Origin of the sequence: uncultured Roseobacter sp. (assembly GCF_947496515.1) — a bacterium.
In the GTDB taxonomy this organism is placed as follows: domain Bacteria; phylum Pseudomonadota; class Alphaproteobacteria; order Rhodobacterales; family Rhodobacteraceae; genus Roseobacter.
In genome coordinates this window covers 206,458-232,751 of record NZ_CANMDB010000001.1, presented here as the reverse complement: position 1 = coordinate 232,751, position 26,294 = coordinate 206,458, and the positions used below count along the sequence as shown (strand labels likewise).

Below are 26,294 nucleotides of genomic sequence, written 5' to 3'. Positions count from 1 at the left end.
ATCAAGCCCCTAGAGTGGCAGCATGGTGGTGGATTTGATCTCTTCCATGGAAAGCAGCGCCGTGACGTTGTGCACCCGCACCTCCGCGATCAGCGCCTGATAGAAGGCATCATAGGCGCGCGCATTCGCCACGCGTACCTTCAGGATATAGTCGATATCTCCAGCCAGACGATGCGCCTCCTGCACCTCCGCCCGGTCCTGCAATGCCTTCAGAAACGCCGCCTGCCACTCCGCCTCATGCTCTGAGGTGCGGATCAGCACAAAGAAACACGCCTCGAACCCGAGCGCATCCGCATCCAGCACCACCGTCTGCTGACCGATCACCCCCGCCTCCCGCAATTTGCGGATCCGGTTCCACACCGGCGTCTTGGAAGAGCCCACTTCGGCGGCAATTTCCTCCAGCGACTGGCTTGCATCCCGCTGCAGCGCACCAAGAATTTTCCGGTCAGTCTCGTCAATGCGAACGCTCATTCTGTCTCTGCCTCATCACAGGGGTATCTGTTCTATCCTCCAGTTAAATCAGAACGAACGTCCTTTTCAATGCTCAATACTGGTCAATATACAGAACTATTTCCTATATTACCTTCAGGAATTTGCAAAGGCGTTGACACCATGGACCACTTCCCGATCTTTCTGCACCTGGCAGGCCGCCGTGTCGTGCTCTCCGGTGGGGGCGAGGCTGCCCTTGCTAAACTGCGCCTGCTGCTCAAGACCACGGCCCATATCACCGTCTTCAGCGCTGATCCCGCGCCTCAGATCACCGCCTATGCGGAGGCGGGCAAGCTCACCCTGATCCGCCGCGCCATGGCCCCCGGTGATGCGCTCTGTGCCGCTCTTTTCTACGCCGCAGATGAGGATGACGCCGAAGACGCCCGCACCGCCGCCCTCGCCCATGCCGACGGCGCGCTCGTCAATGTGGTCGACAATCTTGAGGACAGCCAGTTCATTACCCCCGCCATCGTGGACCGCGATCCCGTGACCGTCGCCATCGGAACCGAAGGTGCCGCCCCCGTGCTCGCCCGCGCGATCAAGGCCGATCTGGAAGCGCGCCTGCCCGCAACCCTCGGCCCCCTCGCCCGCATCGGCAAGGCGTTCCGCAAAGCAGCCGAAGCGCTGCCCTTTGGCCGCGCGCGCCGCGATTTCTGGCGCGATTATTACTTCTCGGCGGGCCCGGCTGCGATCAAAGGCGGCGAGGCCGCCGTTAAAGGCGCGCTGGACACCCTGCTCACCGAGCATCTTTCCCGCCAGGCCCGCCCGGGCCATGTGCATTTTGTCGGCGGCGGTCCGGGCGATCCCGATCTTTTGACCCTGAAGGCGCGCCGCCTGCTGGATGAAGCGGATGTGGTCATCTACGACCGGCTCATCAGCCAGCCCATTCTGGAACTTGCCCGCCGCGAAGCGGTCATGATCGACGTCGGCAAGGAGGCCTACGGCCCTGCCACCGCGCAGGAAACCATCAACGATCTGATCGTTCAGCACGCAAAGAACGGTGCCCAGGTGGTCCGTCTCAAATCCGGCGACGCCACCGTTTTCGGCCGCCTCGACGAGGAGATCGAGGCGCTCGACACCCACGCCATTGACTGGAGCATCGTACCCGGGATCACCGCCGCCTCCGCCGCTGTCGCAGGCATTGGTCAGAGTCTGACACGCCGCGGCCGCAACGCCTCCGCCCGGCTGCTGACCGGCCATGACATGAAAGGTTTTGCAGATCACGACTGGGCGGCCCTTGCGCGCCCGGGCGAAGTCGCCGCCATCTACATGGGCAAGAGATCAGCCCGCTTTATCCAGGGCCGTCTGATCATGCACGGTGCGGATCGTCAAACGCCTGTCACCGTGGTGGAGAACGCCTCGCGCCCCAATGAGCGCATCCTCGCCACGACCCTCGACGCGCTGCCCGCCGCCCTCTCTGCGGCGGAAATGTCGGGCCCTGCGCTCACGATCCTCGGTCTCGCCCCCCGCGCGGCCACCGACGCCGCGCACCGACGTAATACCGATGTAATACCGACGTTGTACCGACACGCTGAATCCCTACAGGAGGCCCGCTGACATGGCCCGTGTTTTCACTCCCAAAGTCGTGACCGCCAACGCCCTGTTGGAAGGTGACGTGATCTACCAGACCGCCACCGGCTGGACCGGTGATCTGGCCGAGGCCGAAGTGCTCACCGATGAGGCCGACGCCGATCTGCGCCTGATCGAGGCGGCCCAGCAAACCGGTCATGTGGTCGGCGCCTACCTGATGGACGTGGATCTCTCGACCGAGAGCCCACAGCCGGCCCACTTCCGCGAAGCCTTTCGCGCCCGCGGCCCCTCCAATTACATCCATGGAAAACAAGAGGTTGCGCGCAATGTATAGCTATACCGACTTCGATGCCGCCTTCCTGAAGGAACGCAACGCCCAATTCCGCGCCCAGGTCGAACGCCGCATCGACGGGTCGCTGACCGAAGATGAGTTCAAACCCCTGCGCCTGATGAACGGTCTCTACCTTCAGCTGCACGCCTACATGCTGCGCGTCGCGATCCCTTATGGCACGCTCAACAGCCGCCAGATGCACAAGCTCGCGGACATCGCGGACAAGTGGGACAAGGGCTACGGCCATTTCACCACCCGCCAGAACATCCAGTACAACTGGCCCAAGCTGCGCGACGTGCCCGATATGCTCGATGCGCTGGCCGAGGTGGACATGCACGCCATCCAGACCTCCGGCAACACCATCCGCAACGTCACCGCCGACCATTTCGCTGGCGCCGCGGCGGATGAGATCGCCGACCCGCGCCCCGTGGCCGAGCTCATCCGGCAGTGGTCCACCGACCATCCGGAATTCCAGTTCCTGCCGCGCAAGTTCAAGGTTGCCGTCACCGGCAGCCCCAACGACCGCGCCGTCACCCGCGCGCATGACATCGGGTTGCGCATGGTGACTCGTGACGGTGAAGCAGGTTTCGAAGTCATCGTTGGCGGCGGTCTGGGCCGCACCCCGATGATCGGCAAGGTCATCCGCGAGTTCCTGCCCCGCGCCGACCTGCTGCCCTATCTGGAAGCCATCGTCAGCGTCTATAACCTATTGGGAAGACGCGACAACAAGTACAAGGCCCGGATCAAGATCACCGTTCACGAAAACGGGCTCGATGACTTCCGAGCCCGGGTGGAAGAGCGCTTTGCCCTGATCCGGCCCCAGTTCACGGGCGTCGATCAGCAGATGCTGAGCGCGATTGAGGCCGAGTTTGCCCCACCTGTCTTTCGCGACGCGCCGGTCACCGCGTTTGAGGACGCGCGGCGTCACTATCCCGCCTTCCGCAGCTGGGCTGATACCAACCTGACCGAGCACCGCGCGGCGGGCTACGCCATTGTTACCGTCAGTCTCAAGGCTCATGGTGCGACGCCCGGTGATGCCACATCCGCGCAGATGCGCCTGATGGCCGATCTCGCGAAACGATACGGCCATGACGAGCTGCGCATCAGCCACGAACAGAACGTGATCCTGCCCCATGTGCACAAAAGCGACCTGCCGTCCGTCTACTCAGCTCTCGCAGCGGCGGGTCTGGGCACAGCCAACGTGGGGCTGATCTCCGACATCATCGCGTGCCCTGGCATGGATTATTGCGCGCTGGCCACGGCCCGCTCGATCCCGATCGCGCAGGAGATCGCAACCCGCTTCGAAGAATTGAAGCTCGAGCACGATATAGGCCCGCTCAAAATCAAGATATCGGGCTGCATCAACGCCTGCGGTCACCACCACGTCGGCCATATCGGCATTCTCGGGCTCGACCGCGCGGGGGTGGAGAACTACCAGATCACCCTGGGCGGCGACAGCACCGAGGACGCCGCCATCGGCACCCGTGCAGGGCCCGGTTTCTCTGCCGAGGACATCATCCCCGCCATCGAACGCCTTGTCCGCGCCTATCTTGAGTTGCGTTCCGAGCCTGCGGAAACCTTCCTGCAAACCTATCGCCGCCTCGGGCTCGAGCCCTTCAAGGCTGCCCTTTACCCGGAAGCCCGCGCCAATGCTGCCTGACAGCCTCCCCCGTCATCTTGCCAGGAAAACTCCCCCCGGACGGCCCGTCAGCCAAAGGGCCGGCACGTCAAGTACCGCACGTCGCGTCAAGCAGTCAACGCCGCGCGCGCGGCGTTCGCCCGGCTCCGCCGCCATCATCCGCAGCACACCTCTCGCCTATCACCGCCCCCACCTCGGAGGTTTTCAATGAGCATTCTGGTCACCGACACAGGCTTCGCACCCGATAACTGGGCCGAGCCGATCGTTACCCTGGGCGTTGCCAATGACGCCACCGCCCTTGATGTGCCGTCCGACGCGGATCCCGCGACCATTCCCCTGTGCGATGGCCTGCAATTGATCCGTGTCGATTTCCCCTCGTCCGCAGACGGTCGCGGCTTCACCATCGCCCGCCAGCTTCGATTGCGCGGCTTCACAGGTCGGCTGCGCGCGCGGGGTCACGTGCTCGCCGATCAATACGCCATGGCCCGGCGGAGCGGGTTCGACGAGGTCGAGATCTCAAAGGAACTCGCCGCCCGTCAGCCCGAAGATCAGTGGCGCTTTCGTGCGAACTGGCGCGAAAACGATTATCAAACTCGTTTGCGTACACATAAACCTGCCAAAGCCTGACACTCCTCTTGTCTTTGCCCTACCGCTCCTTTTAACTCTGGCCCAGAAGGCGCAGACCCCCTCTGCGACACCATCATGACCGAGCACCTACCCGTGACCGAAGCCTCCGCTGTCAAAGTCCCTACTCTGCCCGATGCACAGACCGTGACCGCCGTTCAGCACTGGACTGACCGTCTGTTCTCCTTCCGGGTCACGCGACCGGCCTCCTTGCGCTTTCGCTCCGGCGAATTCGTGATGATCGGGCTGATGGGCGACCCTGATCCCAAGACCGGTCGGCAAAAGCCGCTGCTGCGCGCCTATTCCATCGCCTCCCCCTCTTGGGACGAGGAACTTGAGTTCTATTCCATCAAGGTACAGGACGGCCCGCTCACCTCGAAACTTCAACATATTCAGCCCGGGGACGAAATCATCCTGCGGCCCAAACCTGTTGGCACGCTGGTGCATGACGCGCTGCTGCCCGGCAAGCGGCTTTGGTTCTTTGCCACAGGTACCGGCTTTGCCCCCTTCGCCTCCCTGCTGCGCGATCCTCAGACCTACGAGGATTACGATCAGATCATCGTCACCCATACCTGCCGCGATGTGGCCGAACTGGCCTACGGTCGCCAGTTGATCGACGATTTGCGCGGGGATGAGATGATGCTCGAACTGCTGGGCGAAGAGAACCTCGCAAAGCTCACCTATTACCCCACGACCACCCGCGAAGAGAGCCCCAAGATGGGCCGCATCACCACATTGCTTGAGGATGGGACGGTCTTTGCGGACCTCGGCATAGACCACATCTCGCCAGAGACCGACCGCGCGATGGTCTGCGGATCAATGGGGCTCAACACGGATCTCAAGAGAATTTTGGAAGGCTTCGGTCTGGAAGAAGGGGCGAACTCCGATCCTAAACACTACGTGGTAGAGAAGGCGTTCGTTGGATAACGCCCAAGAGTGTCTTTCAATATCGACGTGATAGACGGGGTTTCCGCAATCATATCCGGTGATGATGCCCGCGCGACGAACGCGCGGGCACTCCACAGTCAGGGCGTACCGAGTGCATCGCGCAAGCGGGTCAGCGCGGCTTCCAGCAAGGCCGGATTATCCTGAGCCTGCTGCACCGCTGTTGCCAGCAGCGTTTTCTGGGTCTCACCAAGATCGGAGTTCTCGATCATTTCCTGGACCCTGCTCAGATCGAACCCTTCAACCGTGAGCGCCTCGGGCGTCTGCTCCGTCACCGCGCCGTCTTCCGCCGCAGCAACCTCGGCTGTTGTATCTTCCGTAACCGGCGTCTCCGCCGTCGGATCAGTGTCAACGGTTGCCTCCGCGGCGCTGTCAGCACTGTCGGCCGCGGGTGCTTCGCTTGTCGCCGACGTGGCATCAGCTTCGGACGTTTCAGCGGCGGGCGCCTCATCGGTCACCGCACCCGTTACCTCCGCCGCCGTATCATCGGCATCCTCGACCAGATTGGCGGCCCCGTCCTGAACGCTGTCCACCGCGTCACCGGCCAGATCACCGGCAGCCTCTACCGTGTCTGCAACCGCGTCCGCCGCATCGTCCAGCATCTCGCCCGCTGCCTCGGTTGCATCGCTGGCGGCATCCGTCGCCGCAGCCCCGAGCGCGGCGGCACCTTCCGCCACATCGTCGACCGTTTCCTCGGCGAGAGCCGCCGCATCTTCCGCAACCTGTCCGGCAGTATCGACGACTTCTTCAACGACATCACCAACCACCTCGGCGGCATCGCTGGCCGCTTCCGTCGTTGCCTCCGCAGCTGCTTCCGCTGCCTCCGGTGCCCCGCTCTGATCAACGGCGTCAACGACATCCTGCACGACCTCCGCCGGTTGCCGACCGGAAAACAATAGATACCCCCCGCCAACGATGACCAAGGCCAGGACAATCCAGATCAGATTTTTCATGCTACACCCTCTTTCAATTCAATCGGTTACCTGCGCCGCCGATGTCACATCTTTTTTCAATAGATACAACGGTTGCGGGAAAAAACCAATTGGATTGCCCTGCTCCGGCCCATTTTGCGGCTTGAAGTGATACCGCTCTGACGTTACTTTTGCCAATCGAGATTATCAACAAATTAAGGAAGATCACCATCGCTCGCAGACCTCACAACGCACCGCCACAAAGAGATACTGGCCCACGCGTGAACGACAAGATCCGAAGCTCTGAAATTCGCCTGATTGGCGCCGACGGCGAAAATGTGGGCGTCGTGACGCCCGATCGCGCCATGGCCATGGCAGATGATGCAGGGCTCGATCTGGTCGAAATCTCGCCCAACGCCAATCCGCCGGTGTGCAAGATCATGGATTTCGGCAAATTCAAATACGAGCAGCAGAAACGCGAGAGCGAAGCGCGCAAGAAGCAGAAGATCATCGAGATCAAGGAGGTCAAGTTCCGCCCGAACACCGACACCAACGACTACGATGTCAAGATGCGCAATGTGTTCAAGTTCCTTGAGAATGGCGACAAGGTGAAAGTTACGCTGCGGTTCAGAGGACGCGAGATGGCGCACCAGAACCTCGGGCGCGAACTGCTGGAGCGGGTGGCGGCTGACACGAAAGAAGCCGGCCGGGTCGAGAACTTTCCCAAGATGGAAGGTCGTCAGATGGTCATGCTGATTGGGCCGCTGCCGAAATAAGCGCGCTTCATGCGATGTGACCGGTTCTGGCTCTGCGCTTTGCCGGTCACAGCAGGTCCAGATCCGACGTCGCCTGACAGAAGAGAAATCAAAAAATGACTTCAATGTCCGGTACACCGTTCGTGTGTCCCCCGCCGTCGCTCAGCACCTTGTCCGTTGACGGGACGGATGCCCGGTTTCCGGTCCGCCGGGTGTATTGCGTCGGTCGGAATTACGCTGCCCACGCGGTGGAGATGGGCCACGATCCTGATCAGGAGCCGCCCTTTTTCTTTCAGAAAAATCCGGACAACCTGATCGCTGACGCCACGCATTTCCCCTATCCCAAAGCCAGCAAAGATGTGCATCACGAGGTGGAATTGCTGGTCGCACTGCAGACCGGTGGCGATGACATTGCCGTCGAGAATGCATTCGAGTGTGTCTTCGGCTACGGTGTCGCGCTCGATATGACTCGGCGCGACCTGCAAGGTCAGATGAAACAGATGGGACGACCGTGGGAGGTCGGCAAGGCCTTTGAGATGTCCGCACCTGCCGGGCCGCTGGTCCCCAGCACGCAGATCGGCCACCCCAGTGCGGGCGAGATATGGCTCAAGGTCAACGATGATATGCGCCAGTCCGGAGACCTCAACCAGATGCTTTGGAAGACATCGGAGGTCATCTCGATCCTGTCGGGCTTGTTTACCCTGCAACCCGGTGATGTGATCCTGACCGGGACGCCCGCAGGTGTCGGGCCAGTGGTGCGCGGCGACAGGCTGCACGCGCATGTGGAAGGTGTTGGCGATTTGCAGATCACGGTTACCTGACGCCACATCGACCGGTGCAGTTAGGGTGCGCAATCGGTCTTCGTGGGCCGGGCGTTCGGGCATGCGGCAGACATCTATGGCGGACCTGCTCCGGCGGAAAGGATGCGACATCCACGGTGTCCTGCAACTGACCTGGCTTTTTCTGCGCAAACTCATGTCCGGGCTTCATCGACCAGATACCTGCGCGGGGCTCTTAGGGTAGATGCGCGTGCGCCCGCGATGAAAAGGCTCGGTTTTTTGTCCGATTATGTACGGCGGTGTCCCTACGGACGTCGAAACGACACTGTAAGTCTGCATCAGGAGCCGAGCGTGATAAACGCTCAGTTCCACATTGCCAATCCCGGACGAAGACGCAAACGTTTTAGGATCCAAGGTGTGCATGCTGAAGCTGATGTCCACAGATCAACGCCGTTGTCAGTCCGGACAGGCGGACCAACCTCACTTGCCACGGTGGCGCGCCTTTTCGCGTAAACGATCCCCCGATTGTCATCTCTGGCACATGCGGTTGATCGCATTATCCCGACAGGGCACCGGGCAAGGACATCTGAAGATCCGGCAGCAACGCGTTGGCCAACGATGCCGTCGACGAGACGGCATTGGCACCGGCAGGCAGTCCTGTAGCGGATTCCGACTGACCAATCGAAACACCGGGCCGGCGGAGACAAGATCCCCACTGGCGAACGGAAAAACTCTTCTTTTGCCGCCTTGTTGCTGGCAAGCATTTTGGCACGAAAACAGTGGTCAACCGCCCGTATCAGGGCAGCTACCAGGGTGATCGGACGGCAGTCACGACGCAAAACATCCCAGGGAAAGCCGCCCTATCGCTGGACCTGGTCAGATCAACGGCAGTCGGCCTCAGACAGCGCCTTATCAGCGGAAGGCGATCTGTCCCAAATCACCGCATGCCGCGATTGTACACTTAGAGCGTTGGGAAACGCCATCAGCGCTCCCCTTCTCTTGGCTCGGGGCTGCGGATCCTTCCCCGTGTCCATTGGATCCCCGTCCGGCATCAGCCAGGCCATGACAGCAGGCCCCAAGGCTAAAAAAGCTCGAGGTCGTTGCCCTTGGTTGTTGGTGCTTTGACGTCGGCCACCTTCTCTTCGACCACGCTCTCGCTGCGGACCTTTTGCATAACGCGCCCCGTCGCGGGCCAGAACCTCAACTGACGCGCTGTTTCACCGCCCAGCGAGTGGCCCTCGCAGACGATGCCCTCCTGTTCGAGAAACTTCAGAATGAAGGCGCTGTTTTGCTTGCCGATCTCACTCAGCCCCGCGACCATGCGCGCGCCACCGAATGCCTTTGCCCGCAATCGGTTACGCTGGCCACCCTGCTTGAGGATTTCGTTGATCAACAGCTCCATCGCGTTGACACCGGCGAAATTTGCCACACCGCTTGCGTCGCTACCGGAGGTCAACAACATATGGTTCATACCGCCTACACCCGCGTCCGGATCCCATAGACAACACGACACGCACGATCCCAGCAGCGTCGAAATGACCATGTCCGGATCGGAGCCCACCGCCTGTTGTCCTTGGGTGATCAATACCCGCTGATCGCTCATCCCTAGCGCTCCGCAGCCTGGGCGGCACCGGCCCGCGTCGTGCTGCTGACGCGACTGTCGCGGATGGCGGCACCGATCCGGTCAACCGACATCTCCTTTTGCACGGCGCCGAGCGCTTTGGCAGCGCGCGGCATCCCGTAGACCACGCAGGTATCCTCATTCTGGCCGAAGGTTGCCGCGCCACCTTCGGACAGCTTCAGAAGACCGTCGGCACCATCCCGCCCCAGACCGGTCAACAAAGCAGCGGAGATCTGTTTCGCCTGAGCGACAGCGGACAGAAACATCACGTCGACCGACGGACAGTGCAGCGCCGGAGGATCATTGGGCACGAACTGACAGAACCACTGTCCGCCGCGATAGCGCAGCTCTGTATGCCGCCCGTTGCCCGGCGCCAGCACGATATCGCCTTGCTCGAGCGGTTTGCCCTCTTCGGCCAGATAGACATTCTGGGCCAGTTGCCGGTTGAGCCGCTCCGCAAAACTGGTGAGGAAATTACCCGGCATATGCTGAACGACCATCACCGGTGGGCCCTGCGGATCCAGCGTCGGCAGGACCGTTTCAAGCGCGGCCACACCACCGGTGGACGCGCCGATCAGGATGATGGCGCCGCGGCGATAGACGGCACGAGTGGTCGGGGCGGTAGCGGTCGGTGCGGGCGGCGGCGTGTTCGGGCAGGACTGCGCGCGCATCTGCAATTGGGACGGCCGTGTGCAGGCCGCATGATAGACCCGTTCGCAGATATCGTGCGTCACATCCTCATTATAGCCATCGGTCGGTTTGACCATGCAGTCGATGGCACCGCGCGACAGTGCCTGAATGGCGGCTTCACTGCCCTCTGCCGTCAGGCTGGACATCATCACCACCGGCATCGGACGGGCGCGCATCAGCCGCGTCAGGAATTCCAGGCCGCTCATCCCCGGCATCTCGATGTCCAGGGTCACAACATCCGCCGGCGCACGTTTGATGAAGTCGCGCGCTTCGACCGCGTCAGCGGCCTCGCCTACCACCTCCAGCCGTGGATCTGCCGACAGAACCGACCTGAGCCAGGCACGCATCACCCGGGAATCGTCAACAATGAGTACTTTTTTCGCAGCGGCTGAGTTGATGCCTGTCACCCTACCATCCTATGCCATCCTGTGGCAGACCCTCCCCGGATCCGCCTGCCTTCGCTCTTCGTATGGCAAGGAAATATGAAGCGAGACTTAATGGGCGGGAATTTCCCGGATCAACGGGCCGCCTGCTCGGCGATCATCTGGCGCGAGACGATGACCCGCATGATCTCGTTGGTGCCTTCGAGGATCTGGTGCACCCGCAGATCCCGCACGATCTTTTCCACGCCGTAGTCCGCCAGATAGCCGTAGCCACCGTGGATCTGCAGCGCGTCATTGGCCACGGCAAAGGCAACATCGGTGACGTAAACCTTTGCCATGGCACAGTATTTGGTGGCATCGGGCGCGCAGGCATCCAGCTTCCAGGCCGCCTGTCGCAAAAAGACGCGCGCCGCCTGCAGCCGGATCTCCATATCCGCCAGCTTGAACTGCAGTGACTGAAACTGGTCGATGGATTTGCCGAACGCCCGGCGCTCACCCGCATAGGCCAGTGCTGCCTCCAGCGCCGCCTGAGCGCCACCCAAGGCAGAGGCCGCGATGTTGAGCCGACCACCGTCGAGCCCGGCCATGGCGTAGCTGAACCCGCGGCCTTCCTCGCCGATCAGGTTCTCACCGGGCACGGCGCAGTCATCGAATTGCACCTGCGCGGTGGGCTGCGCGCGCCAGCCCATCTTGTCCTCCAGCCCGCCAAAGGACAGCCCCACGCTGCCGTCCTCGACCACCATGGCGGAGATGCCCTTGGGCCCCTCCTCACCGGTGCGGACCATGGCGATATAGGCATCAGAATAGCCGCCGCCTGAGATAAAGGCCTTGGTGCCGTTCAGCACATAGCCTGCGTTGCTGCGCGCGGCCCGGGTCCGCAAGGCGGCGGCGTCCGAGCCCGATCCCGGCTCCGTCAGGCAGTAGGAGAATACCGTCTCCATCGTGCAGATGCGTGGCAACCATCTGTCGCGCAAGGCATCAGAGCCAAAGCTGTCGATCATCCCGCCGCACATATTGTGGATCGACAAAAAGGACGCCACGGACGGGCAGGCCATGGACAGCGCCTCAAAGACCAGCGTGGCATCCAGACGGCTCAGCCCCGAGCCGCCGTGCGCCTCACCTACGTAGATGCCTGCCAGCCCCAGCTCCGCCACCTTGGGCCACAGATCCCTGGGAATGGTACCCTGAACCTCCCAGTCGCGCGCGAAAGGGGCGATATGCTCCTGCCCAAAGGCGTGGGCCATCTCAAAGATGGCCTGCTGCTCCTCGCTGAGTGCAAAATCCATGGCGCTTTCCTCCCTTTGGGTCTTGGATAGCACCCTCCGCGGCACCTGCAAGGCCGGTCAGTAACCCGTCATCTCCAAATAGCCGCGGCCCGCGTGACTGCCGGTGATGGTGACGGGTCCTTCCCAATAGGGGATCGACGTCGCCATCCAGGCCTGCGGATTGATCGCCTCGACGGTGACGTCCACGCCTTTCTCAGGCAGGTAGGCCCGCCAGCGGGTGGGCACGCTGCGGCCCGCCACATCGCTTTGGGTCAGCGGCTCGGCAGTAAAGGCACCGTCGGCAAAGGCCGTGGTTTCGCCCTCCGCAGTGATCCATGTGGCGGCGGTGTAGTCGGGCCCGGCGCTGTCCCTCAGCGTAAAGCCCATGAGCCGATTGCCATCCTCGAATGCCATCGAAAACCAATCCCAGCTGACCTGCGAGGCACCCAAGGGTTGCGATGCCCACTCCCGGTCAAGCCACGCGTTGCCACTGACCTCGATATCCCCTTGCGGCAGGCTGAGCGTGCCCGTGATCTCGAAGAACGGCAAAGAATAGTAATAGCTCGCCCGACCGGAGGCGGACTTCTGGGAGTAGCCCGCCTCACCGTGAAAAATCAGCGGGCCAGTAGCGATCAGCTGCATGTCATAGGAGAAATCATCGCCACTGGCGGTCATGCGCATCTGCTGCATATCCGCGCCCGCCATCTGCCAGTCGTCGATCCATGCCTCAAAAGGGTCCGCAATCACCCCAGCCTGCCCGATGCCGCCCCGCGCCCGCCGCTCTGCCACGAAATGCGCGTCTTGGGTCGTCACCGCCGCGTGGCCGAGCCACAGCTGCGGGCTCTCCCAGCCGGGGCGTTCTTCGGGCGCCATGGCGCTGCGAAAGAGCGTCCACTGGAGACCGTAGGGGGTGCCGTCCTCAGCTTGCAGATTGGCCGTGAGGTACCACCATTCAATGCGGTACTGCGGGTGTGCGCCATGATCGGCAGGGAAATCGAAGACGTAGCCGCGCTCCGGCTGCGCAAACCCCTCTGCATCGCTGCCAAGGCCTGCGAAGCTTTGCGCGGCGACCGGAGAGCCCACAACTGCCAAAAATAGTACCGAGATCACGCGCGACAGCAGAAATTTGAACCGGTGCCACAAAACAGAAAGGGCATCCCCCGACCGCGGGTGGGGGAGAAGCCCCGGCCCATCTAACCCAAGGTTTGTCTTCGGCAAAACGGGGCGGGCGGGGGCTGCCCGGCGTTGCCGCCAGGCACGCCAACTGCATCTCAAGCGCTCTCGCGTTCTAACGCTCATTGCTAAACACCCTCAAAAGCCGGTCGGGCGGCGTCCGCGCCAGCCGCACCGCGGGCCAGAGCGCCGCGAGAAACGCCGCCAGCAGCGTCAGCACCCCAAGCCGCAGGTAGTCCAGCGGAAAGAGGAACATGGGCAGCCGCCAGCCGAAGGCTTCCACATTCACCACCGCCAGCAGGACCCATGCCAGCGCCAGACCCAGCGGCACCGCCAGCACCGCCGTTAACACCGCCAGCGCCAACGCGCGCAAAAGCTCCAGCACCGCCAGATGCCGCCGCGTCAGCCCAAGGGCCCAGACCGGTGCGAGCTGCGGCAGCCGCAGGCTCGCCAGCGTCAGCAACCCGATCAGCAGCGCCAACCCCGCCACCGACAGCGTCAGCACATTGAGCGCCGTGGTCACCGCAAAGGTGCGCTCGAAGACCGAGAGCGAGAACGCCTTGAGGTCCGCCTGATTGATGAGCGCGTCGCCATCGAGCGAGAACCGCTCCCGCAGCGCCTCGGCCACCGCCCCGGGATCCTCCGTTCTCAACCCGAACTGTCGGGGCTCGATACCCGGATACCGCGCCTCGAAGACCGCAAGCGCGATAATCACCTGTCCCGCGGGGTTGCCGTAATCGCCGTAGACGCCCAGCACCCTCTCACCGGTCTCCAGCCTGTCGCCGGGCGCCAGCCCACCCCGGCGGGCAAGCTGCTCGTTGATCAGCGCACCGTCGCCCGCGGCAAGCTGATCCCACACGCCCGGTACCGCCTCCAGCAGCGGCCAGTTCTCGCGGTAGGTAGCGTGATCCCGGATCCCGAAGACCTCCGCTGGCAAGCCGCCGATGCGCAGATCCTGCGAGACGATTGGCAGGACGGTCACGCCCCGGTCGTCAAGAAACGCCGTCACCTCTGCTGCTTGCTGTGCCGTGGCAGCCCTCAGATAGAGCTCCGAGGAGAGCCGCTGATCGAGATAGCCGGTAAAGGTCAGCCGGAAGCTCGACACCATGGTGGACACGCCGATATTCGCCGCCATGGCGAGCAGGAGTGCCATCAGCGCCATCGACAGACCCGGCAGTTGCTGGCGGCTGTCGGCCCAGAACCACTCCGTCAGCGGCCCGCGTGCACCCCGCCCCGCCAGCCGCAGGATCGCCGAGAGCACCAGCGGCAGACAAAACGCGGCCCCGATCAGCAGGCAGGCAAGCAGCGCGAACCCCGCGAGCAGCCCCTGCCCCAGCAGCGCCAGCGCCGCCCCTACGGCGAAAAGGCCCGCAGCCGCCAGCGCCATCCAGCGGGCGGCCCGGTCCGCCTGCATCCGCATGGCGCGCGGGTGGTTGAAGGACAAAAGCGGCATCCGCGCCAGTTTGATCAGCGCGGCCGTCCCGGCCACCGCGGTGCCCGCCAGCGCCATGCCCAGCCCCGACAGCCACCACACCGGACGCAGCTGCAGCTGCCCGGTGATCTGCGCGCCGTAGAGCCCGCGCAGGGTCGCCGCCACATCCGGCAGCAGTGCCGCGGCAATCACATACCCCAGCCCCACACCGAGCGCCCCCGCCAGCAGCGCAAAGCTCCCCAGCTCCAGCGCCAGCAGCACCAACAGGCGATTCAACGGCATACCCAGAGCCCGCAGCGTCCGGAACATCGCCCGGCGCTGCTCAAAGGCGAGACCGACCGCGCCGTAGACGATAAAGATGCCGACCGCGAAGGACAAAAGACCAAAGGCCGTGAGGTTGAGATGAAAGCTCGCCGTCAACCGCGCCACATCGGTCTGCGGCGCGGGTGTGGCAATCCGGTAGGCGTCGGGCAGCGATCCGATGCCTTTCGGCTGGGCCTCCGCCACCAGCAGCCGGGTGATCCGGTCCTGTGCGTCCAGCAGCCGCGCAGCGGTGGCGATATCAGCCAGCACCGTGCCCGGCGCGCGCGCCGCATCCGTGCGCACCGTCACGTTCAGACCTTCGAGCAGCGCCGCGTCCTCGGGGTTGGCCACCACCACGTCACCGCCACCGACGAGCCCCTCCTGTTCCTCGTCATCAAAGAGCCCGCCCGCGCCCGCAGCCTCCACCGTCTGCGCAGGCAGGGTCAGCGGTTCGATCCCGAGAAGGCGCAGATCCCCGCTGTCGCGCGTCAACCGACCCTCCAGCACGGGGCTGACCTGCCAACCCAACCGGCGCAGGGCGACGTATTCAGCGACGCTCAGATCCGCGCCATCGGCCCGCGTCAACTGGCCCAGACCCGCGCCGGTGACCACGTCCGCGGCCTGATCATAGCTCGCCCGGGCTTCGGCGTTGATCGCCTGCACCCCCGACCACAGCGCGGTGGCCAGCGCCAGCCCCGCCACCAGCGTCACGCATTGCCACGGGTTGCGACGCCAATGCGACAGCAACGCGCGCAGCCCGGCACCCATCATGCGGCAGCCTCCGGGCGGGCAATCATCCCGTGCGACAGGTGCAACTGCCGCTGCATCTTGGCCGCCTGCCGGGCCGAATGCGTCACCATCAGGATCGCCGTGCCCGCCTGCGAGGCAGCAGTCAGCATCAGATCCAGCACCGCGTCCGCCGTGCTTTCATCAAGGTTCCCCGTGGGCTCGTCCGCCAGCAACAGCCGGGGCCGTGCCGCCAGCGCCCGGGCGATGGCCACGCGTTGCTGCTGCCCGCCCGAGAGCGCTTCAGGGTATTTCGCGAGATGCGGCGCGAGGCCGATGACCTCTGCCAGATGCGCGGCCCAATCGGCATCCTCGCGCCCTGCCAGACGCGCGTGCAAGGCGATGTTGCGCGCGACGCTGAGGCTGGGGATCAGGTTGAACTGCTGAAAAATCAGGCCCACGTCGCGCCGCCGCATCGCCGCCGATTGCGCATCCGAATAGCCGGTGATCTCCGCGCCGGCGACCTCGATACTCCCCGAAGACGCCGCATCAAGCCCCGCTATCAGGTGCAACAGCGTGCTCTTGCCGCTACCGGATTCGCCCGTCAGCGCAAGGGTCTCCGCCGCCGCCATCTGCAGCGAGACATCCCTCAGCACAGGCGCGCCGCCCGGCGTGTAGACCTTTGCCAGATTGGTGATCTTCAGAACCATTGCGCGCCTATCCGTTGCAGGTCCTTGGATAGATGGCGCGCCATCGCCGCAGCGCAAGGCGGAATGAGCGCTGCGGCGTCAGGCCGCGCTAGCCGCCGTAGAGCCCGGCTGATCTGCCGCGCAACTGGATCAGCGCCAGCACCGTGTCGATGGTCGGCGTCGGTGTCTGCGTGATCCGCCCCAGTTCCTGCACGGAGCCCACCAGCGCGTCGATCTCCATCGGTCTGCCAGCGTCCAGATCCTGCAACATGGAGGTGCGATGCGCACCCACGGCGGCCCCGCCTTCAATCCGGCGATCCACGTCGATGGGGAATTTGACGCCCAGTTTCTCGGCCACCGTCTGCGCCTCCACCATCATGCCGCGCGCCACGGCCCGCGTGCCCGGGTCAGTGCACAGCACATCGAGCGTCGCATGGGTCAGGGCCGAGATGGGGTTGAAGCTCAGATTGCCCCAAAGCTTGATCCAGATCTCATCGCGCAAGCGCGGCCGCACCGGCGCCTTGAGCCCCGCGGCCATCAACGCCTTGGAGAGCGCCACCGCGCGCTCCGATTTGGACCCGTCGGGCTCGCCCAGGCTGAACCGGTTGCCCTCGATATGGCGGATCGTCCCGGGCTCGGACACCTCCGCTGCCGGGTAGACCACACAGCCCAGCACCCGGTCGGGGCCAAAGCCCTCCCATTGCGCATTCCCGGGATCGACGGTTTCCAGCCGCGTGCCCTCCAGATCGCCGCCCGTCTTGTGAAAATACCACCAGGGTACCCCGTTCACACCGCTGACGATCGTGGTGTTGTCCCCCATCAGAGGCTGCATCTTGGGCACCACCGGCGGCACCGAATGCGCCTTGAGCGTGACGATCACATAGTCCTGGGGTCCCAGATCCGCCGGGTCATCGCTTGCGGTCACGGGCACCGTCACCGGGTCTGCGTCCTCCTCGATCAGGGTCAGCCCCTTGTCCTTCATCGCTGCCAGATGCGGGCCGCGCGCCACGAGGCTGACATCCGCACCCGCCTGTGCCAGCTTGACGCCCATATATCCACCGATGGCGCCAGCGCCGAAAATACAGATCTTCATGGGTCAGGCTTTCTCAACAAGGCCGAGTTTCTCGGCCAGACCGATGCGCTGCATCTTGCCCGTGGCGCCCTTGGGTATTTCGTCGAGGATGATCACCTTGCGCGGCACCTTGAAATCAGCCATCCGCTCAGTTGCGAAGGCGCGGATGTCCTTTTCGGTCGCCTGCGATCCTTCTGTCAGCACGATGGCCGCTGCCACCTCCTCGCCCAGCTTGGGATGCGGCAGGGCAAAGGTGACCACCTGCGCCACCTCCGGATGATCGAGCAGCACGCCGTCCACCTCCAGCGGGCTGATCTTTTCGCCGCCCCGGTTGATGATCTCCTTGAGCCTGCCGGTCAGATGCAGATAGCCGTCGTCGTCGAAGGCGCCCTGGTCACCGGTGCGAAACCAGCGTGCACCCTCTGCCTCGAAAAAGCTCTTAGCGTTGGCTTGCGGGTTCCCTTCGTAACCCGGTGTGACGTTGGGACCGGAGATCACGACCTCTCCGGTGCCCTCCATCAGATGGTCCTCGGTCTCATGCGCGATGCGCACCTTGGGGCCCGCTTCGACCCCCACGGCCCCCGGTTTCTGCGCCCGTGGCGGCAGGGGGTTGGAGGCCATCTGATGCGCGGCCTCCGTCATGCCATAGCCTTCGATCACCGGCGCGCCAAAAGTCTCCTGCAGCTTGACCATCACCTGAGCGGGCAGCGACGCGGAAGACGACCGCAGGAAGCGCAGGTTCGCCGCCTCGATCACCTCCGCGTTGCGGCCCGCCCGGCTAAGGATCGCCTGATGCATGGTCGGCACGGCGGTGTACCAGGTGGGCTCGGCTTCCTTCATCCAGGTGAAGAACCGCAGCGCGTCGAACCCCGGCGCGCACCAAACCGACGCCCCTGCCGCCAGCGACGCCGAGACGGCGGCGAGCAACCCGTGGATGTGAAAGAGCGGCATCACATTCATGCAACGATCCCCGGGCGACAGCTCCAGCGAGGCGCGGATATGCTCCGCGGAGGCTGCCACATTGGACTGCAGCAGCGGCACGATCTTGGGCCGCGACGTGGTGCCGGAGGTGTGCAGGATCAGCGCCACATCATCAGCGCCGGGCGCAACCGAGGCCGTGCCGGACAACTCAGAGGTCAGCGTGAAATGCCCTGCGGGGGCATTTTCGGCGACTGACAGCCGGATGATACCCATGCCAAGGCTTTGGGCGGCTGCAAGTGCCGGGCCGTCATAGCCCTCCTCTATCAGCAGGGCCTTGGCTTTCAGATCCTCCAGATAGAACTTGTATTCTTCCTCGCGGTAGGCCGGGTTCAGCGGTGCCGTGGTCGCCACCTGCGCCACCGTGACAAAGGCCGCCGCCATCTCGGGCCCGTTGGGCAGAACGATGGCCACACGGTCCGCCGCACCGATGCCCATGCCGTGCAGCGCGTCCGCCACCGCTTCCGACAGATCCCGCAGACCGCCGTAGGTCAGCCAATCGCGTCCGGGTGCGCCGATGGCCTTTGCCTCGACCGCGTGTTGCTGCAACAGGGCGTTCATTGTCGTCTGCATGGGATGTCCTTTGTCTTACCGGCGCGTCAATTTGTCTTGATATACCTAGTCCACAGCACCGCAACCGCCAGTTTGCGCGTGCTCAGCGCTGCTCCAGTGTCGCCAACAGCCGCGTGCCAAGCGCCTGCGCACTGTCGAACGCCGCCTCGACCTTGCCCGCGCCGCACCAGTCTCCCCCGGCGGCAAGCCCTTGTGCGGCATCGATCAGAAAGGGGGCGCCAGCGGGCGTGGCCACACTGGCATAGCGCCAGCGATGGAGGCTCGCGTAGGTGGCCGCGCGCCCGTCCACGCCGGTCAGGTCGATGAAGGCCGCCAGCAAATCCTGGTGGACCGCGTCCTGATCCCGTTCCAGATGTGCCTCCGCCCAGTCGTTGGTGCTTTGCACCAGCACGCTGCAGCCCGTGTCCCTGCCCGGTTTGCTGTGGTTCAGGGCGATCCAGCCCAGCGGCGGTTCGGTCACCTGTGCTGCGTCCCAGTCGAGGCCCGGGTCCTGCTCGAACCCGAGCATCAGCGCATAGCACCCCTGTTGCCGGGCTACCGCCAGCGCGGACCTGTCCGCGAAATCCTGCGGCAGCAGCCGCGCCGTCTGCTCTGCGGGCGCGGTGCTGATCACCCAGTCAAACCCTTCCTCCCGGCCAGCCTCACCGTCGATCAGGGTCCAGCCGGATCCCGTGCGGGCGATCTCCGCGATCTGACGGCCACCGTCGATCTCAAGCCCTGCGGCCAGAGCCTTGGCCAGTGCGGTCATTCCCGGCACGGCAACGTAGCGCGGCTGGGACCACCGTGTGATCTCCGGCTCAGCCCCCGGCAATTGAGCCAGCCGCGGCGACCAGCGCGCAACAGTCCCCTCGGCGATAAAGGGCGCCAGAAACGCCGCGAAGTCGTCGCCCTTGGCAGAGAAGTACTGCGCCCCGTGATCGAAAGCGAAAGGGGCCGCGCGCCGGTTGGACATGCGCCCGCCCAGACCACGCGATTTTTCAAATACCCGGACATGGGCGCGCCCGCTCAGCCGACGCGCCAGCACCAGACCACACAGCCCCGCGCCGATGATTGCGATTTTCGCCCTGCCCGCCATGTCCGCCCCCGCCGCTCGTTTCGGCTAAGCTAGCGGGGGGCGGGCGTTGCGCAAGCGCTTTTCATGAAAGCACCAAGCCGCGGGCGCGCTAGGCCCGCCGCGCCTGCCATACCGCTACGAGACCGGCGGCAGCGATGCAGAACGCCGCAACGCCAAGGCTCCCCCAGAGCGAGGAGGCACCGTGGATGGGTTCGCCCGGCACATGGTGGGCAAGGGCGGGCTGGGCAAGAACGGTCAGCAGACCCGCGGAGAGGAGACGTGTCATAGATCAAGATCCTTTTTCTTGGAGAGGAGGAATTCACGAATGTCGAGGGAGGATTTCTCCTCCATCGACACGTAGATGAGCGACATATTTGTGCGCTCGGACACCATCTCGCCTGGGAAGGGCAGATAGCTGAGCTCGCGCGTGCCGAAAGACGGTGAGGCCGTGCCCACCTGCCAGTCGGTGCTGAGCCGCACATCCACGAGCTTGAGCGCCTTGGCCCCGCCTGCGCCCGGCCGCTCGAAGGGGACGCCGGCGAGGCGCAGGTAGGCGGTCTTGTCGGCGGCCTGCACGAAACCGTCGATGAACTGAGTGGCGAGAACGGCGATTTCCGCCGCCCCTTCCGCCGGGTCCATGTGGCTGTGCAGATGCTCGCCGTGGCTGTGGTTGTGGCCGATGTGGCCGTCGACGATATCATGGGGCATGGGATGGCTCCTTGTGGCATGATCTCACGACTATCTGCGGGCTGAGCCCCAGCCATCCGCAGGATGGCCACGCGCCGACCGCTCCCGTTTCGCCGTAGGCGGACATCTGCGTCGACGGCGGCGCGTTCCGCGCCACCCTCGGTCGGCTTATGCTAAGCTCAAGCCTGTCGCCAATGAGTTTACGGTCAGAGAGAACGAGTGAACCACGGTGATAGAAATGATCACTCCGCATTGGACCACCTCTTCCCCTCGAACTCCCCGTGCGGGATGCTGACGGGCTTATCGATCATCGGCTTATGCGCGCCCATCTTGCCCGCGGCCACGAGGCTGCCCAGCACATCCACGATCACCCGCGTTCCCATCAGCGCCGTGATGTCGGAGGTATCATAGGGCGGCGAGACCTCCACCAACTCCATCCCGCAGATGCCCTCTGCAGCAACCTTGGAGGCGAGCGCCAGCGCCTCGCGCGGCAGGAAACCCCCGGGTTCGGGCCAGCCCGTCCCGGGCACGAAACCGCAATCGATGCTGTCGATATCGAAGGACATATAGACCATATCGACCCCGTCCCAGGCCATCTCCAGCGCCATCTCGGCGGTCTTGTCGATCCCCATCTTTTCCATATCGCCCATGGTGATGATATTGGTCTCGCGCTCCCGCGCGACCTTGACCGCCTCGCGCGGGACCTGCCAGCCGCCGATGCCCACCTGCACCAGGTTCTTGGCGGGCACATTCGGCAGGTTCGTGGAGTGGAACCAGGGCGTCGTATGCATCCGCTCGTCCAGATCCTTTTCCTGAATGTCAGCGTGCCGGTCGAAATGCACGATCCCGATCTTCTTGGAGGTACATTCCGCGATCCCGCGCACGCAGGGAAAACCAATGGAATGATCCCCGCCGATCATGATGGGCAGAGAGCCGGAGGAGAACACGTGAGACACCGCCCGGCTGATCTGGTCAAAGCTCTTTTCGATATTGGCCGGAATAGTAAAGACATCCCCCGCATCACAGAGCGTCATCTGCTCGCGCAAATCCACACCGAGTTCGTAGTTATAGGGCGTATAAAGCGCCGAGATCTTGCGCAGCCCCTGCGGACCGAACCGTGTGCCGGGCCGGTAGGTGGTGCCCCCGTCAAAGGGGATGCCCAGCACGGTGGCGTCGTAGTCCTTCACCTCCGTCACGTCCTCCGCGTAGGGCGCCTTGAGGAAGGTGTTAATCCCAGCGTAATGCGGCAGCTCGCCCCGCGCGAATGTGGGGATGGATTTATCCTCGATCGTGTCGGCACCCGTGAGCCCCATGCGCAGCGCCCAGCGGCGCTCCTCATCCCAACGGCCTTCGGGGATGTCGGCCTCCGCCTGCATGGCCTTCCAGCCGCGCAGCTTGGTCAGATCAGGATGGTGCGGGCGCCGGTCGGGCAGCGCCCTGTCCCGGGGATGATGGCTTCGGCTAAGGTCTCGCATGGGTGGGATCCTTCATGAGGGGGGTAAAATCGGTGCTGCCGCGCCCCGGGCTTGACCCGGGGCCTCCTGCAGCGTCGGGGAGAGGTCCCGGGTCAGGCCCGGGACACCGCCCGCCTGGGAGGACTGTTGGAAAGGGATGCCGCCGTCACGGGCATCGAAATCATAGGTGATGGTGGCGCCATAGGCGTCGGGGTAGTCCGGGTCCCAACGGGGCTTGTCAAAGACCAGCACCCGGTCGCCCAGCTTGAACCCTTCCTCCAGATCATGGGTGACCATGAAGACGGTCATGCCCGTCTCGGCCCTGAGCTCCATCAGGAAGTCATGCATCGCGACCCGCGTGCCGGGGTCCAGCGCGCCAAAGGGCTCATCGAGCAGTAGGACGCGCGGTTTGGCCGTCAGGGCCTGCCCGATAGCCAAGCGTTGCTGCATGCCACCAGACAGAGTAGCCGGATACTGTTCCGCCACATGACCCAGCCCACAGCGCGCCAGCGTTTCATCTGCCCGCGCGCGGGCCGCCCGCGCCTCGGCGCCGAAGAACCGGCCCCAGGGGCGCTGGAAGGCTTCGCCCGCCACGATATTCTCGCGGACGGTGAGATGCGGGAAGACCGAATAGCGCTGAAACACGACGCCGCGCTCCAACCCCGGCTCCCGCGCGGGCGGGGTGCCATTGATGCGGATCTCGCCCTTGGTCGGTTGCTCTTGCGCTAGCAAGAGCCGCAGGAAGGTGGATTTGCCGCAGCCCGAGGCACCGACGATGGAGATGAAAGCACCTTCCTCAGCCTCCAGATTGACCCGTTCGAGGATCGGTCGCGTGCCGTAGCTCTGGAATATGTTGCGGACGGTGACGAAGTTCATGATGCCACCTCGAAAACATGTTTATATCGGCCTGCCGCTCCTCGCTGCCGCCGAAGTAAGCCCTCGGTGAGGAATGGGCTTGTTCGGCCCGAAGCATTCCGCCCGGCGGCAACGCCGGGCAGCGGTCGCCATAAAGCGCCATTGGTCCGAGCGAAAATGGCGACGCCGCCCCCGTCAAACCATTGGTTTGCCTTTGGCAAAACGGCGGGCGCTTCGCGCGACGCCCACGGCCGGTCGCTGCCCTCGCACTCCAATACAAAGGTTCGGCACATCACACCCCCGCCTCCGACCATGGATAGGCCCGCCGCGCCAAAGTTCGCAGCGCCCAATCCATCAGAAAGGCCAGCAGGGTGATCCACAGCACGTAGGTCAGGATCACATCCATCGCCAGATACCGCCGCACCAGAAAGATCCGGTAGCCCAGCCCCTGATCGCTGGCAATCGCCTCCGCCGCGATCAGAAACAGCCACGCAGGCCCCAGCGACAGCCGCACCGCCTGAACGAGCCGCGGCATCATCTGCGGCAGGCCCACCCGCAGCAGGATCACGAGAGTGGAGGCTCCCAACGTCTCCGCCTTCACGATCTGCTCCGACGGGATCTCCAGCACCCGCCCGCTCAGATCGCGGATCAGAAACGGCAGGATCCCCACCACGATCAGCACCACCTTTGACAATTCTCCCAACCCGAAAACGATGAACAGGATCGGCAGCACGGCCAATGGCGGGATCATCGAGACCACGGCGACAAACCCCGCCAGCGTGGTCCGCACGTAAGGCAGCAACCCGATCAACAACCCCACCACCAACGCCACAAAGGCCGACAGCCCCACCCCGATGGCCAGCCGCCGCAGGCTCGCCGCCGTGTCGTGCCAGAGCAGGATGCGGCCCGTGCGCCGGTCTCCTTGGGTAAAGAGCCGCTCCGCCGTCTCCAGGATCGTGGCAGGCGCAGGCAACAGCTTGTCCGAAGGGTTCTCCAGCAGCCGGTAGTGCGAGGCGACCGCATAGGCGACAAACGCCGCCAGAAAGGGGGCCGCGCGCAACAGCGCAGCCCCCGCCCTGCCCGGTGTTCTGTTGATCAGCCGCACGGGTCCGCGCCTTAGAGCGCGCCGTCCGCCGCCATCTGCATATAGGTGGTGTCAAAGCGAAACTGCACGTTGCCCTCATCGCCGGTCACGCTGTCGTCCGGATACGCGACGCCGACAAAATCCGCCGAGGGCGCGCCCTCGCCCAAAATGCCCTTGTCGAACAGAAACTCCGCCACATTGACCATCGTGCTGGGCAGTTCCGAACTCTGGGTAAAGGCCACCGCATCGGCGGGATCATAGAACATCTCGGTGCTGTCCAACTGCGCTTGATAGCCCGCCAGATCGGTGCCCGAGGCCTCCGCCATGGCAGTCAGCACCTCCGCGTCACCGGCGGCCATCAGACCCATGACCTCATACCACGCCCCCACCAACGCCTTGCCGAAACCCGGGTTGGCCGCCAGCGTCTCGGTGTTCACAACCATCAGGTCGATGATCTCACCGGGGATGTCGGAGCTGTCAAAGAGCTTGTTGGCCTCCGGTTCCTCCAGAATGGCCGAGACCAGCGGGTTCCATGTCACCACCGCCTCCACATCATCAGTGGCAAAGGCCGCGATCATATCCGCATCGGATGTGTTGATCACCCCGTCCAGATCCGCCTCGCTCAGCCCGACACTGTCGAGCCCCCGCGCCAGCAGGTAATGCGACACCGACAGCTCCACAAGATTGACCGGCTTGCCCGCGAGGCTGCTGAGATCGCCCTCGCCCTTCAGGATCACCGCGTCATTGCCGTTGGAGAAATCCCCCACGATCAGCGCCGTGGTGTCCACACCGCCACCCGAGGGGATCGACAGCGTGTCCATATTGGTGGCCGAGACACCGTCGAAGGCACCCGCCGTGTACTGGTTGATCGACTCCACGTAATCGTTGATCTGCACGATCTCCACGTCGATCCCGTATTTCTCGGCCCATTTGTCCATGATGCCGCTGTCTTCGAGATACCCCCAGGGCATCCACCCCACGTAGATCGACCAGGCAACGCGAAAGTCGGTCTTCTCCTGCGCGGCCACGGGCAGCATGCCACTGGCCAAAACGGTCCCGGCCAGAGCGGCGATCTTGAGCATTTGACGTTTCTTCATGGGTCATCCCCCTGTTGGCCCCGCCATCTACAACAAATGACCCAACCGCTGGCGGAACACGACAAGAAGGAGCGCGGTTGAAACCTGCGCAGGAAGCCTCCCGGGATTTTGTCCCGCCGTGTACCCGTGCAGAATTTGCTGCACAGGCGGCATTTCTCGGACCAGACCCTCACGATGGGAGGCGGAACCCTAAATACCCTGCGTCTTCATAGGGCACGCATCAGCACCCGGCCCCAAGATATAACCGGCCTCAAAGATGCTCTCAGGCCAGACATCGCACAAAAATGAGGCAATCGCTTCCGGTCTCGGGGCCAGAGGACGGACGACTAGCCCGCCGCTGCCCCTGACAGGAACGCCCACAACGCCTCCAACACCACCTCCGGTGCTTCGAGCTGAGGCAGATGGCCGAGCCCCGGGAGCGTCACGAAACGATCCTGACCAATCAGCCCGGCCAGCGCCCGCCCGCGCGCGAGCGGGATCCAAGGATCCTCCGCCCCCCAGAGCACCTGCGCTGGGCAGCGGATCTGCCCGAACATCGGCTCGACCTCCGCTGTGTAGCGCTCATCGGCCTGCGCGAACTGCCGGTAAAAACTGCCAGCCCCCGCCTCCGTCAGCCAGGGAGCCACCAGCGCGTCCACGTCCTCTCCCTCAAGCGGCTGCACCAATGCACCGCCGATGTAGGCCCGCACGATGGCAGCATGAATATGCGGCGGCAGACCGTCAAAGGCCGCCCCATGCCGCCCCACATGGTCAAAGAAATCCGATCCCCAGGGCCGCATCGCCACCACATTCATCAGCACGTAGCGTTCGAAATCGCAGCCCTCCAGCAGATGCGCGCGCAGGGTCGTGGCACCGCCAAAGTCATGCGCAATTACCGTGGGCCTCGTCAGCCCCCAGTGCCGCAGCATTTCGGCAAAGACCGCACCCTGCACATCGAGGGACGTGCGCTGATCGGCGCGCATCTCCGACTGACCATAGCCCGGCATGTCGTACCAATGAACGGTGAACCGCGCGGCCAGCGCGGGGATGACCCGGTGCCAGCTGTAGGACGACCATGGCCAGCCATGGGCGAGCACCAGCGCAGGCCCCTGCCCCGCACGCCCCGCCGCGACCGGACCTGCGGACGTCCCAAACCTCTCGTCCACCTGCCACATC

General features: G+C 64.1%; 25 protein-coding genes and 1 riboswitch. Of the genes, 7 read left to right on the top strand and 18 right to left on the bottom strand.

Annotated elements, in window-relative coordinates:
* Positions 1 to 9: 9 nt before the first annotated feature.
* Positions 10 to 471, bottom strand: coding sequence for an Lrp/AsnC family transcriptional regulator (locus tag Q1A53_RS01170; protein ID WP_299962139.1), 462 nt, complete (start codon positions 469 to 471; stop codon positions 10 to 12).
* 141 nt (positions 472 to 612) lie between these two features.
* Between Q1A53_RS01170 and cysG the strand changes: the two genes are divergently transcribed.
* The 5 genes from cysG to Q1A53_RS01145 all read left to right on the top strand — a co-directional run bounded on the left by cysG (position 613) and on the right by Q1A53_RS01145 (position 5,540).
* Positions 613 to 2,046 (top strand): siroheme synthase CysG, encoded by a 1,434-nt coding sequence (cysG, locus tag Q1A53_RS01165; RefSeq protein ID WP_299962137.1) that lies wholly within the window; start codon positions 613 to 615, stop codon positions 2,044 to 2,046.
* A 1-nt stretch (position 2,047) separates the two neighbouring features.
* Positions 2,048 to 2,353: a DUF2849 domain-containing protein gene (locus Q1A53_RS01160; protein WP_299962136.1), complete on the top strand. Its 306-nt coding sequence runs from the start codon at positions 2,048 to 2,050 to the stop codon at positions 2,351 to 2,353.
* Positions 2,346 to 4,010: a nitrite/sulfite reductase gene (locus tag Q1A53_RS01155; protein WP_299962134.1), complete on the top strand. Its 1,665-nt coding sequence runs from the start codon at positions 2,346 to 2,348 to the stop codon at positions 4,008 to 4,010. Before Q1A53_RS01160 ends, Q1A53_RS01155 begins: the two co-directional genes overlap by 8 nt.
* Before the next feature lie 186 nt (positions 4,011 to 4,196).
* Positions 4,197 to 4,616: a DUF934 domain-containing protein gene (locus tag Q1A53_RS01150; protein ID WP_299962132.1), complete on the top strand. Its 420-nt coding sequence runs from the start codon at positions 4,197 to 4,199 to the stop codon at positions 4,614 to 4,616.
* 75 nt (positions 4,617 to 4,691) lie between these two features.
* Positions 4,692 to 5,540: a ferredoxin--NADP reductase gene (locus tag Q1A53_RS01145; protein ID WP_299962131.1), complete on the top strand. Its 849-nt coding sequence runs from the start codon at positions 4,692 to 4,694 to the stop codon at positions 5,538 to 5,540.
* 98 nt (positions 5,541 to 5,638) lie between these two features.
* On the opposite strand, the gene Q1A53_RS01140 is transcribed toward Q1A53_RS01145, so the two are convergent.
* Complete coding sequence (locus tag Q1A53_RS01140; protein ID WP_299962129.1) at positions 5,639 to 6,511, bottom strand: translation initiation factor 3; 873 nt, start codon at positions 6,509 to 6,511, stop codon at positions 5,639 to 5,641.
* A 188-nt stretch (positions 6,512 to 6,699) separates the two neighbouring features.
* Here Q1A53_RS01140 and infC point away from each other — a divergent pair, with 188 nt between their 5' ends.
* Positions 6,700 to 7,245 carry a translation initiation factor IF-3 gene (gene infC / locus Q1A53_RS01135; protein WP_366872310.1) on the top strand — a complete coding sequence of 182 codons (546 nt, stop codon included), beginning with the start codon at positions 6,700 to 6,702 and terminating at the stop codon, positions 7,243 to 7,245.
* A gap of 104 nt (positions 7,246 to 7,349) precedes the next feature.
* Positions 7,350 to 8,045, top strand: a complete 696-nt coding sequence (locus Q1A53_RS01130) for a fumarylacetoacetate hydrolase family protein (protein ID WP_299962125.1) — start codon at positions 7,350 to 7,352, stop codon at positions 8,043 to 8,045.
* 1,039 nt (positions 8,046 to 9,084) lie between these two features.
* Here the strand turns inward: Q1A53_RS01130 and Q1A53_RS01125 are convergent.
* From Q1A53_RS01125 to Q1A53_RS01050, 16 genes are all read right to left on the bottom strand, one after another.
* Positions 9,085 to 9,606, bottom strand: coding sequence for a chemotaxis protein CheD (locus tag Q1A53_RS01125; RefSeq protein ID WP_299962123.1), 522 nt, complete (start codon positions 9,604 to 9,606; stop codon positions 9,085 to 9,087).
* A 2-nt stretch (positions 9,607 to 9,608) separates the two neighbouring features.
* A complete protein-coding gene (gene cheB, locus Q1A53_RS01120) occupies positions 9,609 to 10,721 on the bottom strand; it encodes a chemotaxis-specific protein-glutamate methyltransferase CheB (RefSeq protein ID WP_299962121.1) in 1,113 nt (370 codons plus the stop codon).
* Positions 10,722 to 10,831: 110 nt separating this feature from the next.
* Positions 10,832 to 11,983, bottom strand: coding sequence for an acyl-CoA dehydrogenase family protein (locus Q1A53_RS01115; protein ID WP_299962119.1), 1,152 nt, complete (start codon positions 11,981 to 11,983; stop codon positions 10,832 to 10,834).
* A 57-nt stretch (positions 11,984 to 12,040) separates the two neighbouring features.
* Positions 12,041 to 13,069, bottom strand: a complete 1,029-nt coding sequence (locus Q1A53_RS01110; RefSeq protein WP_299963030.1) for a lipocalin-like domain-containing protein — start codon at positions 13,067 to 13,069, stop codon at positions 12,041 to 12,043.
* Positions 13,070 to 13,250: 181 nt separating this feature from the next.
* Positions 13,251 to 15,638, bottom strand: a complete 2,388-nt coding sequence (locus tag Q1A53_RS01105) for an ABC transporter permease (RefSeq protein WP_299963028.1) — start codon at positions 15,636 to 15,638, stop codon at positions 13,251 to 13,253.
* Positions 15,638 to 16,306, bottom strand: coding sequence for an ABC transporter ATP-binding protein (locus tag Q1A53_RS01100; protein WP_299962117.1), 669 nt, complete (start codon positions 16,304 to 16,306; stop codon positions 15,638 to 15,640). The genes Q1A53_RS01105 and Q1A53_RS01100 overlap by 1 nt, the downstream gene beginning before the upstream one ends.
* An 88-nt stretch (positions 16,307 to 16,394) precedes the next feature.
* On the bottom strand, positions 16,395 to 17,378 hold the full coding sequence (locus Q1A53_RS01095; RefSeq protein ID WP_299962115.1) for a 2-dehydropantoate 2-reductase: 984 nt from the start codon (positions 17,376 to 17,378) through the stop codon (positions 16,395 to 16,397).
* 3 nt (positions 17,379 to 17,381) lie between these two features.
* On the bottom strand, positions 17,382 to 18,908 hold the full coding sequence (locus Q1A53_RS01090; protein WP_299962113.1) for an acyl--CoA ligase: 1,527 nt from the start codon (positions 18,906 to 18,908) through the stop codon (positions 17,382 to 17,384).
* An 82-nt stretch (positions 18,909 to 18,990) separates the two neighbouring features.
* Positions 18,991 to 19,983, bottom strand: a complete 993-nt coding sequence (locus Q1A53_RS01085; RefSeq protein WP_299962111.1) for an NAD(P)-binding protein — start codon at positions 19,981 to 19,983, stop codon at positions 18,991 to 18,993.
* 88 nt (positions 19,984 to 20,071) lie between these two features.
* Positions 20,072 to 20,248, bottom strand: coding sequence for a hypothetical protein (locus Q1A53_RS01080; RefSeq protein ID WP_299962110.1), 177 nt, complete (start codon positions 20,246 to 20,248; stop codon positions 20,072 to 20,074).
* Positions 20,245 to 20,670 (bottom strand): hypothetical protein, encoded by a 426-nt coding sequence (locus Q1A53_RS01075; RefSeq protein WP_299962108.1) that lies wholly within the window; start codon positions 20,668 to 20,670, stop codon positions 20,245 to 20,247. The genes Q1A53_RS01080 and Q1A53_RS01075 overlap by 4 nt, the downstream gene beginning before the upstream one ends.
* A 221-nt stretch (positions 20,671 to 20,891) precedes the next feature.
* Positions 20,892 to 22,124, bottom strand: coding sequence for an agmatinase family protein (locus tag Q1A53_RS01070; RefSeq protein ID WP_299962106.1), 1,233 nt, complete (start codon positions 22,122 to 22,124; stop codon positions 20,892 to 20,894).
* Between the two features lie 12 nt (positions 22,125 to 22,136).
* Positions 22,137 to 22,979 (bottom strand): ATP-binding cassette domain-containing protein, encoded by an 843-nt coding sequence (locus Q1A53_RS01065; RefSeq protein ID WP_299962104.1) that lies wholly within the window; start codon positions 22,977 to 22,979, stop codon positions 22,137 to 22,139.
* A 271-nt stretch (positions 22,980 to 23,250) separates the two neighbouring features.
* Complete coding sequence (locus tag Q1A53_RS01060; RefSeq protein WP_299962102.1) at positions 23,251 to 24,063, bottom strand: ABC transporter permease subunit; 813 nt, start codon at positions 24,061 to 24,063, stop codon at positions 23,251 to 23,253.
* 11 nt (positions 24,064 to 24,074) lie between these two features.
* Positions 24,075 to 25,139, bottom strand: a complete 1,065-nt coding sequence (locus Q1A53_RS01055) for a putative urea ABC transporter substrate-binding protein (RefSeq protein ID WP_299962100.1) — start codon at positions 25,137 to 25,139, stop codon at positions 24,075 to 24,077.
* A 95-nt stretch (positions 25,140 to 25,234) separates the two neighbouring features.
* Positions 25,235 to 25,343: riboswitch (guanidine-I (ykkC/yxkD leader) on the bottom strand.
* 122 nt (positions 25,344 to 25,465) lie between these two features.
* Positions 25,466 to 26,293 (bottom strand): alpha/beta fold hydrolase, encoded by an 828-nt coding sequence (locus tag Q1A53_RS01050; protein ID WP_299962099.1) that lies wholly within the window; start codon positions 26,291 to 26,293, stop codon positions 25,466 to 25,468.
* Between the last annotated feature and the right edge of the window lies 1 nt (position 26,294).